Consider the following 13167-nt stretch of genomic DNA (forward strand, 5'->3'; position numbering starts at 1 on the left):
ACGATATGGAGGATACGAATAATAAAAAAGGTATTATAAGAGAATGGGGTCCAACAATATTAGCAGCAGTTATTATAGGTTTATCTTTATGGAAATTTGTAATTTATAGTGTTTGGATTACTAGTGGTTCTATGATTCCAACATTAGAAGTAAAAGATAGACTTATTGCAACAAGGGTTCATAATCCTCATAATTTAAAGAGAGGAGATATTATAATTTTTCAATCAGATGAATTAGAAGCAACCTTAATAAAGAGGCTTATAGGACTTCCAGGCGATCATATAGAGATAGAAAATGGAGTTGTTACTCTAAATGGAGAAGTTTTAGATGAAAGCTATGTTAAAAATAACGATTATAGCAAGGTTGGAAATGGAGTTTTTGATGTTCCAGAAGATAAGTATTTCTTTTTAGGAGATAATAGACCTAGATCAGAAGATTCTAGATACTGGGAGAATCCATATATAGATGCAGAAAAAATAGAAGGAAAAGCTAAAGTGAAAATATATCCATTTAGTGAATTTAAAATGTATAAATAAATACTAAAATGATAATTAATTATAAATATAACTAATTTTAAGAAGTGTAAATTATGATAAATATCATATATTAATTAAAGATATAATTTTCTATAAAAATGCTACAAAACATTATAAATGTAATAACTTAATTACAACATAGATATAATAGAGTTTTAAAATTTAGTAAGAAGTTTATATATTATTATGAATTATAAAATATGAATAGGACAGATACATTAATATTTTAAGCATAATGTAAAATTTTATGATAAAGTATCAAGATAAGTTGAATATAAGCTTGTTAAGGAGAAGGAATTAATGGTAGAAAAAGATTGTAATATGGATAAATTAGAAAATAATGAGATAGAAGCAAAAAAATCTAAAACCAAAATGAAGGGAAACTTTTTTAATGAATGGATAGTTCCAATATTTGCGGCAGTAGCTATTGCTTTTTTAATAAATAAGTTTTTAGTTTACAATGTATATATTCCAAGTGAATCAATGGTTCCTACATTAAACATTGGAGATAAATTATTTGTAACTAGAATATATAACTTAGATAAAATTCATAGAGGGGATATAATTGTATTCTATTCTGATGAGCTTCATGAAACGGTAATAAAAAGAGCTATAGGATTACCAGGAGATCATATAGAAGTAAAAGATGGCGTTGTGAGTGTAAACGGAGAAGAATTAAAAGAAGATTATGTTAAAAATAAGGATTACAGTAGTGAAACTAATGGTACATTTGATGTTCCTGAGGGTAAATACTTCTTTTTAGGAGATAATAGACCACGTTCAAATGATGCTAGAAGATGGATTAATCCTTATATAGATAGTTCAGATATAAAAGGGAAAGCGGAAGTTAAATTTTGGCCATTAAAAGATTTTGAAATGTTAAAATAGAATATTATAAACTGTTAAATTTAAAATATATATTTAAAACAATATAATGGTATAATAGTTGAAAATGGGATTTTATATACAGGAAAGGGTATAAATATGGTTGATAAATATATAGTAGATAGAATTGAAGAGAACTATGTAGTGGTTGAAAATCATCAAGGTAATATGTTAGAAGTATTAATTTCACAAATTAAAGATATTCCGAAAGAAGGAGATATTCTAATTAAAAAAGAAAATATGTTTATTATAGACTATGATGAAACAAAAAATAGAAGAAATAAAATAAACAATATGATGAAAAATATGTGGAAGTAATCTTTTAAGATATATTGCTGACACAGTTTGATAGAAAGGATGAAATGATATGCAACGTAATAATAAAAAGAAGAAAAATGGATATACCACTATGATTATATATTTCTTATTAGTAATTATGTTTATAAGTGTAGCTAATTATATAAAAGAGGCAGCTACTACAAAGGAAATATCATATACTGAATTTTATGAAATGATTGATAATAAGGAAGTTTCTAGAGTAGTTATATCAAATGATAAATTAACAATAACTCCAGTAGATGATAGTAAATTTAAGGGGAAAACTTTATATACAGCTAACGTAAAAGATGAAGATTTAATAAATAAATTAAAAAATGCAGATCCTAAAATAGAGTTTACAGGGGCATATTCAAAGCAGAATCCTATTATGGATTTCGCTCTTAGTTGGATATTACCAATGATTTTATTTATTTTCATTTGGAAATTTTTATTTTCTAAAATGGGCTCAGGCGGAGGCATGGGTGGCGGTATAATGGGTATCGGTAAAAATAATGCCAAAGTTTATGTAGAGAATGAAATTGGTGTGACATTTGATGATGTTGCAGGTCAGGAAGAAGCAAAAGAATCACTAAAAGAAGTTATAGATTTTTTAAATTGTCCTAAAAGATATACAGCAATAGGTGCTAAATTACCTAAGGGTGTTTTACTTGTAGGACCTCCAGGAACAGGTAAAACTCTTATAGCAAAAGCAGTTGCAGGAGAAGCTAAAGTTCCATTTTTCTCACTTTCAGGTTCAAGTTTTGTTGAAATGTTTGTTGGTGTTGGAGCTTCAAGAGTTAGAGAATTATTTAAAGATGCAGAAGCTAAAGCACCTTGTATTGTATTTATAGATGAAATAGATGCAATTGGTAAGAGTAGAGATAATCAAATGCAAAGTAATGATGAAAGAGAACAAACTTTAAATCAATTGCTTGCTGAAATGGATGGATTTGATTCTTCAAAAGGAATTGTTATTCTTGGAGCTACTAATAGACCGGAAATTTTAGATAAGGCATTACTTAGACCAGGTAGATTTGATAGAAGAGTTATAGTTGATAGACCAGATTTTAAGGGTAGAGATGCTATTCTTAAAGTTCATGCTAAAAATGTTAATCTTGGAGATGATGTAGATCTTGATGAAATAGCTAAGGGAACTCCAGGAGCTGTAGGAGCAGATCTTGCAAATATAGTTAATGAAGCTGCATTAAGAGCAGTAAGAAATAGAAGAAGAGTTGTACTTCAAGAGGATTTAAGAGATGCTGTTGAGGTAATAATTGCAGGTAAAGAAAAGAAAGATAGAATTTTATCTAAGAAGGAAAAGGAATTGGTTGCATTCCATGAAGTAGGTCATGCATTAGTTGCTGCTTTACTTGAAGGGACTGATCCAGTTCATAAGATAACAATAGTTCCTAGAACTATGGGAGCACTTGGATATACTATGCAACTTCCAGAAGAAGAAAAATACTTAATTTCTAGAGAAGATTTAATGAATCAAATTACAGTTATGCTAGGTGGAAGGTCAGCAGAAGAAGAAGTGTTTAATGTGGTATCAACAGGAGCTTCAAATGATATTGAAAGAGCAACTGCATCAGCTAGAAGTATGATTTCAGTATATGGTATGAGTGACAGATTTGATATGATGGCACTTGAATCAGTTCAAAATAGATATTTAGATGGTAGAGCAGTTAGGAATTGTAGTGAAGAAACATCAACTATTTTAGATGAAGAAACATTAAAAGTAATAAAAACAGCACATCAAAAGGCTAGACAAATTCTTAGAGAAAATAGAGATTTATTAGATAAAATATCTAATATACTTCTAGATAAAGAAACTCTTTTTGGAGATGAATTTATGGATATTGTTTATGAGAAGTATCCTGAAATGAAAGAAGAAAAAGATAAAAAAGATAAAGAAAAGAAATTAAAGGATGAAGAACAAAAAGAGCTTCAAAGAAAAAGACGAGAAGAACAAGAAGAAACAAGAAGAAAAAATGAAGAAATAGATAGAATTGAAAATGAAAAATTAAAAAAAGAAGAAGATGAACAAGAAAAACGTGAGTTCTTAAAAGCGATAGGGGTAAATGTAGAAAATGGATCAAAATTAGATACCATTATAGATGATGCTGTTAATGACTTGAAGGATAAAGGAGAAAAAAGATAAATAGTTAATTTAACAGGTGGAGGAGAAAATTATTTTGAATCAAGAAATAAATTTTTTAACAGAGCAAAATAAGTTAGATGAAGTTCAAAAGATTTTAAATCAAGAAATACTTAAATATCTAGAAAGAAGAAAAGGTGTAGCAAAATACATTCTTGATGCTAGAAAAAAGTTTGTTGAAGAGTATAAAGATGATGAAGATCAAATTATTGATTATTTTGATCATGAAAATTATGTTAAAGAAGAAGCTTATAAAACTATAGATAAAAGATTAAATGAATTTACAATATTAAAGGAATCACCTTATTTTGGTAAAGTAACTTTTATGGAAGAAGAAAATCTTCCAGAGGAAATTTATATAGGAAGATATGGATTAACTGTGGAAGAAAATTATGAGCCTGTTATAGTAGACTGGAGAGCACCGATAGCATCACTATTTTATAAGGGAACATTAGGAAAAACAGAGTATACATGTCCTACAGGAGAAGTTGATGCTGATATATTATCAAGAAGACAAATAATTATAAAAAAGGGAGAATTAAAAGGAGTATTTGATTCTGAAGTTGATATTAAAGATGAAATACTTCAAATGGTTCTTACTGAAAATTCATCAGATAAATTGAAAGATATAGTTATGACTATACAATCAGAACAAGATGAAATAATAAGATCAGATAAAAATAAGGCTATAGTTGTAAATGGTGTTGCAGGTTCTGGGAAGACTACAATAGCTCTTCATAGAATATCGTATTTGCTTTATAATTATAGAAAACAGTTTGGTGATAAAGTATTAATTTTTGGACCAAATGATATTTTCATGGATTACATAGCTCAAGTTTTACCTTCGTTAGGAGAAGGGGGAATAAAACAAAATACTTTTGAAAATTTTGCTAAAAAAGAAATAGGGATAGAAGTATCAGATGTAAAGAGCTTTGGAAGTTATATGGAAGAAGCTATGAATGGAAATCAAGAATCTCTTAAAGAATATAAAGAAAAAAGTTCAAAAAGGTTTTTAGAATTTTTAAATAAAAATATTAAAGAACTAACTGATAATTATTTTGAAATAAATCCAATAACTTTTAATGGAGAAGAAATAGTTAATGTTAAAGAAATTGAGGAGTTATTTAATCTTCACTATAACTACATGCCACTATTTAGAAGAAGTGAAAAAATAAAAAGAGTGCTTATTTCTAAAATAAAGGATAAAAGAGATGCAGAAGTATATAAATTAAATGCAGAAATAAAGGAAAAGATAGCATCTTTACCTAAAGACCAAATTGATGTAGAGAAAAATAATATAGAATTTTTAAGAAGAATAAAAATTAGAGAAATAATAAGACATGTAATTAATTCAAGAAAAGAATTAGATGAATGGATTAATCATGAAAATATTATAGATCTATATAAAAAATTAACTAATACAGAAGAACTTGGTTATATGGACTTGAGCGGAATATTATATTTAATGGTTAAATTAGAAGGTAAAAAAGTTAAAGAAGAAGTAAAACATATAGTAATAGACGAAGCACAAGATTATAGTATTATACAATTTGAAGTTATAAAAGAACTTACAGGGTGCAAGAGTTACACAATAGTTGGAGATTCTAATCAAAGATTAATAACAACTGATGAAGAGCCAGCTATGCTTAATTTACAACCATTATTTAATAAAGATAAAATTCCAGTAGAGGTTAAACAATACGATTTAAATAAAAGTTATAGATCAACTCAACAGATAATGGAATATGCAACGCAGTTCTTAAAAGAAGATAGAATAGTACCATTAGTTAGAAATGGTGAACCTGTAATTGTAGAAGAAGTTTGCTCAAATGAAGAGTTTATAGATACTCTTATTTCAATAATTGAGGATTATGAGGATGAGGGTCTTGAAAATATTGCTGTAATATTTAATGGCAATAATGATTTAAGAGAATTTTCTCATATGATTAAAGAAAGAATTAGTATTCAAAGTTTTGATAGAGAAGATATATTATATAAAGGTGGAAAAGTATTAATTCCAGCATATTTAGCTAAAGGATTAGAATTTGATGGTGTAATAGTTATTGAAAATCATGAAATAGATTCATTAGTAAAATATATAATGTGTACAAGAGCTCTTCACAGACTTTCTGTAATAAAAAAATAATAACATATCAACATTATTTGAAAACATAGATATAAAAACAAGAAAATATAGTATTTTTATAATTGAATATTTTATGCATATATACATATTGATATGCATAAAATGAATATTAATATTATTTTAAAAATAAAAAAGAGTCAAATACAAATTAATTTTTAATTTGTATTTGGCTCTTTTTTAGTATAATAAATATATTTTTGCATAATCTAATCATAGTGTTTATGCAGTAGAGAGTACCTTGAAGTACTACTTATGCATTAAATATATTAAATCTTAAACATTACTACAAATGTATAAATTAAGTTTGTAGTAGCTCCTTTTTTAGATGAAAAAGTATGAATGGAGGTGGTTATAGATAATATTTTATTTATAATATTTAATATTATAAACTAAAAATTAATATTTATACAAAAAACACTTGCATAAATATTAATTTGTGATGTATAATTATGCTAAAGCATAAAGGGAACGAATTTAATACATAGTTTAAATGAACAGGGGGAATTAATAATGAATAAAGGATTATTAAAAAAATTAGGATTGATTGTAGCAATTGGGGCTATGGCAATAAGTATTGTAGGATGTGCAGGAAATAAAACAACTGAAGGTAAAGGAAATTCTAAAGAAGCTACAAATTCATTAGAAGCAATTAAACAAAAAGGTAAACTTGTAGTTGGTACAAGCGCTGATTATCCACCATATGAATTCCATAAAGAAGTAGATGGAAAAGATAAAATAGTTGGATTTGATATAAGCATTGCAGAACAAGTTGCAAAAGATTTAGGAGTAGAGCTTCAAGTAAATGATATGGATTTTGATGGTTTACTTGTAGCACTTCAAGCAGGAAAAGTTGATATGGTATTTGCAGGAATGACACCAACAGATGAAAGAAAAGAAAATGCAGATTTTTCAAACATATATTATACAGCACAACATGGATTTGTTGTTAGAAAAGGTGAAGAAGATAAAATCAAATCACTTGATGATTTAAAAGGTAAGAAAATTGGTGTACAAAAAGGTTCGATTCAAGAAGGTTTAGTAGATAAAAATCTTCCAGATGCAGAAAAGAAGGCATTAGCAAAAGTTACTGATTTAGTATTAGATTTAAAGAACAATAAAGTAGATGCAATATTGGTTGAATTACCAGTTGCTCAATTTAATTGTGAGAAAAATGAAGGTATAGCATTAACATCACTTGTATTAGAAGATGAAGAGGGTGGTTCTGCAATAGCTATGAAAAAAGGATCAGCTGAATTGCAAACAGAAATTAATAAAACAATTAAGAAGTTACAAGATGAAAAGAAAATTGATGAATTTGTAATAGAAGCAAATAAATTAATGGACTAATATATTGAAAAAAAGAATTACACCCCTGGGGTACCCCGGAGGTACCCCAGGGGTGTAATTGGATATTGAATAGATGAGGAGGGACAATTTTGAATTTTACATTTTTAGGAAAATATTATGAATATTTTTTAAGAGGTGCAGGGTTTACAATAATACTAGCATTGGTGGGAGTATTATTTGGAACAATTTTAGGACTTTGTTTAACTCTTTTAAGACGTTCAAAGTTTAAGCTAATAAGTTTTATAGCAACAGCTTATGTAGAATTTGTAAGGGGAACTCCTCTTCTAGTTCAAATATACATAATCTATATAGGATTACCTAAGTTAATAGGAATAGATATTCCAGATATGGCAGTTGGTGCAGTAGCATTAGCACTTAACTCATCAGCATATGTTTCAGAAATAATAAGAGCAGGAATTGATGCAGTGGATAAAGGACAAATGGAAGCAGCTAGAAGTTTAGGTATGACTCAAAATACTGCTATGGTACAAATAATAATACCACAAGCATTTAAGAATATATTACCTGCACTTGGAAATGAATTTATATCAGTAATTAAGGAATCATCAATGGTATCAGTTATTGGTGTTGCAGAACTTATGTATAATGCAAATACAGTAAAAGGTAATACAGCTCTTGGTTTAGAACCAGTAATAATTGCAGCTATAATATATTTTATAATTACATTTACATTAACAAGAGTATTAGGATATGTAGAAAGGAGAATGAAGGTAAGTGATACACGTTAAAGATTTACACAAAAGTTTCGGTAAAAATAAGGTATTAACAGGGATTGACGATCATATAAAAAAGGGAGAAGTGGTTGTTGTAATTGGACCTTCAGGATCAGGTAAAAGTACATTTCTAAGATGTCTTAATTTATTAGAAGAACCAACTTCAGGTACCATTGAATTTGAAGGTAAGAATATAACATCAAGTGATGTTAACATAAATAAAATGAGAGAAAAGATGGGTATGGTATTTCAACAATTTAACTTATTCCCACATAAAACAGTATTACAAAACATAAATTTAGCACCTGTAAAAGTAAAAGGATTATCAAATGAAGAAGCAACTAGAAAGTCTATGGAACTATTAGATAAGGTTGGCTTAAAAGATAAGGCTAATGCTTATCCTTCATCATTATCAGGTGGACAAAAGCAAAGAATAGCAATAGCTAGAGCATTAGCTATGGAACCAGATGTTATGTTATTTGATGAACCAACTTCTGCATTAGATCCAGAGATGGTAGGAGAAGTTTTAAATGTTATGAAGGATTTAGCAAAAGAAGGAATGACAATGGTTGTAGTTACTCATGAAATGGGATTTGCAAGAGAAGTTGGAGATAGAATAGTGTTCATGGATGGCGGAAATATTATAGAAGAAGGAACACCAGAACAAGTATTTAAAAGTCCGCAAAATTCTCGTACAATAGATTTTTTATCTAAGGTTTTATAATCATATACCCCTGGGGTACCCCAGGGGTATATTTTTTTTGTATTTTTTCTTTTAGGATATATTTCGACTAATTTATATAAAACATTACTAGTAATATCAATAAAATTATAATTAAACATTTTGGGTTAATTTAAATACAATAAATAAAGAATAAAAAGATAATTTGTATAAATATGTTAATAAAAAATGTAATAATATATACAAAAATAATTAAATATGTTAATATTAGACACATAAAGAAAAATATAATTAATTGATAAATTTTTAACATTATATGTATATTATACATATTTTAAAATAAGGTAATTTGTATGAGGGGGAAGACCTATGAATCATGTAGAAATGATAAATAAGAAAAATAAAATATTACTGGCGATATTTATGGGTTCAGTATTGTTAAGAGCAATAGTGAATTTTTTTCTTAATGTGCCAATAATATCATCAATATCATTAATAATTGCAGCAATTATTTTAAGTATTATTGAAGCTTTTCTTATAAAGATGAAGTACATAGTACCATCGATGTATTTTATGGTATTTTCAATAACAACTGTTGCAGTTATATTAATGCAGACATCACCAACACTAGGAAATTTAATGATATTTTTCTCATCAATATTTTTAATATTATTATATCAAGAGATAATGCCTATGGTAATTCAATGCATAGCTAGTACTGGATTTATGGTGTATTTTTTTATGAAAAATAAACAAACTATATTTGAGCAAGTAGGATATGATCAACTAGTGTTTTTAATTTCATATATGCTATCTGGTTTATTTATATTTATATTACTTTGTATTATGACCAAGAAAACTTATATTAAATTAGAAGATAATATTAAAATGAGTAATGAGGCTAAAGCTAAGGCAGAAATGTTAGTATCTGAAATAAATGAAACTATCACAGTTTTAAACGAGGCTAATATAACTATTAAAGATGGTATCTCTATGACAGAAGAGGTATCAGGTCAGATTACCTGTGTGTCTAGTGATATTGCAAATAAGGCAACACAAGAAGTGGAAGTAATGAATAATGTTAAATCATTAATGTCAATTGGCGTAGAAAATGTTCAAGAGGTAACAGGTGCTATTGAAACAATGAAGGATGCTTCTATGTCTACAGAAAATGTGGTAATGGATGGTTCTAACAAAGTAATTGTATTATCAGAAGAAATGTCAAAAGTAAATGAAAATATTATAAATGTTGTAAATTTAATAAATGATTTATCCAATGAAAATTCTAAAATAATAGAGATTATTAATACAATAAATGATATAACAGCACAAACTAATCTTTTAGCGCTTAATGCATCAATAGAAGCAGCAAGAGCTGGAGAACATGGAAAAGGATTTGCAGTAGTTGCAGAAGAAGTTAGAAAATTAGCAGAGGATTCAAAATCATCAACAGATCAAGTTGCACAGATTTTAAGTGGAATATCTAATAAAACAACAGATGTATCTAATGAGATTTTAAAAGAACAAAAATCAATTCAATTATGTAATGATCATACAAATTCAGTTAAAGATTTATTTGAAAATATAAATATTAATACTTCTAAAGTATTAAATCAATCTAATAGTGTTAGTGAAAAATCAAAAGCATTAAATGATTCAATTTTAACTACATTAAATGAAGTTAATGGTATAAGTGAAAATGTCGAGAGCACAGCTTCAGCTATTGAAGAAATATCTGCAAGTATAAATGAACTTAATACTAATATAGAAGGAATAGCTAAAACTTATAATAATATAGATACAATATGTAATAAACTTGGTGCTATATAAACAGAGTTCTTTACTTAAGGATAATTATAGTAGTAAATTTATAGTTAGGTTTATTCAAAAAAATATATTTAATGTATTAGTTTATTTTGCATTATATATAGCTAGAAAGATTAGTTTATATATTCTATGAACTAATCTTATATAATTTTTCAAATAAAATATATATTACAAATTTAACTTATTATTTAAAGACAAGTAAAGCTACAAAAAAATATAACATATAATTAAAGCAGCAACAATTACAAGCATAATATAAATTGCAGTGTTATTAGATTTTTTAGTAGCTGTATCTTTTTGAATATTTTCATTAATATCTTTGTTAGTGATATTTTTAGTTGAATCAGAATTTTTAATATTAATGTTATTTTTTACACTAGTATTTTTTATAACGTTAGTATTTTCCTTTTCAACATTATTTTCTTTAATATCATATCTAGGAAATACTTTTTTAAAAGCGTAACACCAAGAAGTTACACATTCATTTTTTTCACCAAGCTCTTTGTTACAGTAAGGACATTTCATTAAAAAAACTTCCTCCTTTTTTAACTGCTTATAATAAATAACGATTTCTAAAGTTCAGTCGAAAGCAAGTCTCACCTGAAGCTAAGAATTCTGTTTGTCCGATAGCTAGTATCTGTAATTGCATAACAGCTACATGCTCCTATATAACGATTTCTAAAATTCAGTTGAAAGCAAGTTTCACCTGAAACTAAGAACTCTGTTTATATCCTATATATAATAATTAAATATAATAAATATACCTCATAGAATATTTTTAACATATCTATGAGGTATATTTTTATTATAGATTTTTGCTTAGGCACATAAAAATAAATAACAAGTCAAAGTTATAATGGATATTTTTTATTAGGTAAGAAGATGAACTCTCTTTATAGTGTAACTATTAGGACAATTGACAATGTAGCATGAAATAGCTGTGTGATTTTTAAAATAGATACTTTTAATAAATCCAAAGGCTTTTAACCTTAATTGTTCATTGTCAACTGTCCATTGTCAATTGAAATATAATATAGCCACTTTGCTAAAGGAAATGTTTATCTAATGTTATTATACAATTATAATTAGGATGTATTGATTTTATTCTTGAAGATATATTTTCTTTTATTTCATCATCAGTTAAATTTATTTTTATTGAATTGTTAAGAACAACATCAAATATTAAATTTTTAATATCCCCTTCTCCTATTACTCTAAAGTCGTGAATAGATTCAATATGATCATACTCATTGATTAATTTTAATATTTCATCATAAGCTTTTTTAACTTCTCCTTCAATAATACATATAGGATCCATATGTATTACTAAATAGATTTTAAGTGATTCTGATATTTCTCTTTCAGCTTTATCTATAATTTCATGTATCTTCATTATGTCAATGCTAGCAGGTATCTCAGCGTGGATAGATGCCATACATTTACCAGGACCATAATTATGAATAATTAAATCATGTACTCCTGTAATATTTTCATAACTTAAAACCATATTTTGAATTGCTTTAACAAGTTCAGGATCAGGAGCTTCTCCTAAAAGAGGATTAAGTGTATCTTTAACTAAAGAAAAACCTGAATAAACTATAAAAACTGCAACTCCAAGTCCTATGAAACCATCAATAGGAAGAGATGTAAATTTTGATAGAAAGAATGAAACAGCAACAGTACTAGATGTAAATACATCTCCTAATGCATCAACAGAAGCTGCTTTTAAAGCAGATGAATTAATTTTGTTTCCCATGAATTTATTAAATATTGAAAGCCAAACCTTAAGTCCTATAGAAATTAAAAGTAGAATAAAAGGAATAAGTTCAAATTTAACTGTTTCAGGATTTGTTATTCTTGTAATAGAAGATTTTATAAACTGCAATCCAACAAGCATAACCATAAAAGCAACTATTAATGCTGAAAGGTATTCAATTCTACCATGCCCAAAAGGATGCTCTTTATCAGCTGGTTTACTTGCAAGTTTAAAACCTAAAATAGTAATAAGAGATGATGCAGCATCCGATAAGTTGTTAAATGCATCTGCAATAATTGCTATACTAGATGCAAAAAAACCAACTGAAAGTTTAATCAAAAAAAGAATTGCATTTACACAAATTCCAATTATGCCCCCTAAGATACCATAAGAATTTCTAACAGCATCATTTTTTATATTAGTATTATCTTTAATAAATTTATTAACTAGAAATTCAGAAAACATAAAATTCACTCCAATCATATACAAGTAAGTATAACTTATTCTAATACAGTAAAAATTATTTGTAAAATTTGAGTATACTGATTTACTATTTTTAATATGTTTAAAGGGACTAAAATTTTAAGAAAATCATATATAAAATATAATATACTTAATTATAATATGGACTAATATGTAAATTATAATTAAGCTTAGATTATGCTTTTAATACTCATATTAATGAATAAACTTCATTATAATTCAGATACTTTCTTTTGTCTTATTCAAAAATAAAAATATATTGTGTAAATTATGTATCAAATTGCAGGAAATTATT

11 protein-coding genes are annotated in these 13167 nt (G+C 26.8%); 9 read left to right on the plus strand and 2 right to left on the minus strand.

Features of this window, described 5'->3' with window-relative positions; translation table 11 throughout:
* The first annotated feature begins 5 nt into the window (after nt 1-5).
* The 9 genes from lepB (KYD98_RS08930) (at nt 6) to KYD98_RS08970 (ending at nt 10636) form a co-directional block, all read left to right on the plus strand.
* Nucleotides 6-536, plus strand: coding sequence for a signal peptidase I (lepB, locus tag KYD98_RS08930; RefSeq protein ID WP_219779351.1), 531 nt, complete (start codon nt 6-8; stop codon nt 534-536).
* A 321-nt stretch (nt 537-857) separates the two neighbouring features.
* Entirely contained in the window at nt 858-1424 is a 567-nt protein-coding gene (gene lepB / locus KYD98_RS08935) for a signal peptidase I (RefSeq protein ID WP_373368730.1), read from the plus strand.
* 96 nt (nt 1425-1520) lie between these two features.
* The gene (locus KYD98_RS08940) at nt 1521-1739 is read left to right on the plus strand and encodes a DUF3006 domain-containing protein (RefSeq protein ID WP_219779355.1); all 219 of its coding nucleotides are present in this window, start codon (nt 1521-1523) and stop codon (nt 1737-1739) included.
* A 49-nt stretch (nt 1740-1788) separates the two neighbouring features.
* On the plus strand, nt 1789-3900 hold the full coding sequence (gene ftsH, locus KYD98_RS08945; RefSeq protein ID WP_219779357.1) for an ATP-dependent zinc metalloprotease FtsH: 2112 nt from the start codon (nt 1789-1791) through the stop codon (nt 3898-3900).
* A 34-nt stretch (nt 3901-3934) separates the two neighbouring features.
* Nucleotides 3935-6043 carry a HelD family protein gene (locus KYD98_RS08950; RefSeq protein ID WP_219779359.1) on the plus strand — a complete coding sequence of 703 codons (2109 nt, stop codon included), beginning with the start codon at nt 3935-3937 and terminating at the stop codon, nt 6041-6043.
* Nucleotides 6044-6553: 510 nt separating this feature from the next.
* Nucleotides 6554-7390, plus strand: a complete 837-nt coding sequence (locus tag KYD98_RS08955; RefSeq protein ID WP_219779361.1) for an ABC transporter substrate-binding protein — start codon at nt 6554-6556, stop codon at nt 7388-7390.
* Nucleotides 7391-7479: 89 nt separating this feature from the next.
* A complete protein-coding gene (locus KYD98_RS08960) occupies nt 7480-8139 on the plus strand; it encodes an amino acid ABC transporter permease (RefSeq protein WP_219779363.1) in 660 nt (219 codons plus the stop codon).
* Nucleotides 8126-8848 (plus strand): amino acid ABC transporter ATP-binding protein, encoded by a 723-nt coding sequence (locus KYD98_RS08965; protein ID WP_219779365.1) that lies wholly within the window; start codon nt 8126-8128, stop codon nt 8846-8848. Before KYD98_RS08960 ends, KYD98_RS08965 begins: the two co-directional genes overlap by 14 nt.
* Before the next feature lie 327 nt (nt 8849-9175).
* Nucleotides 9176-10636 (plus strand): methyl-accepting chemotaxis protein, encoded by a 1461-nt coding sequence (locus tag KYD98_RS08970; RefSeq protein WP_219779367.1) that lies wholly within the window; start codon nt 9176-9178, stop codon nt 10634-10636.
* Between the two features lie 201 nt (nt 10637-10837).
* Here KYD98_RS08970 and KYD98_RS08975 read toward each other — a convergent pair whose 3' ends face one another.
* Entirely contained in the window at nt 10838-11158 is a 321-nt protein-coding gene (locus tag KYD98_RS08975; protein WP_219779369.1) for a hypothetical protein, read from the minus strand.
* 520 nt (nt 11159-11678) lie between these two features.
* Nucleotides 11679-12854 carry a cation diffusion facilitator family transporter gene (locus tag KYD98_RS08980; RefSeq protein WP_219779370.1) on the minus strand — a complete coding sequence of 392 codons (1176 nt, stop codon included), beginning with the start codon at nt 12852-12854 and terminating at the stop codon, nt 11679-11681.
* Nucleotides 12855-13167 lie beyond the last annotated feature (313 nt).

This window comes from Clostridium weizhouense (genome assembly GCF_019431045.1).
GTDB lineage: Bacteria > Bacillota > Clostridia > Clostridiales > Clostridiaceae > Clostridium > Clostridium weizhouense.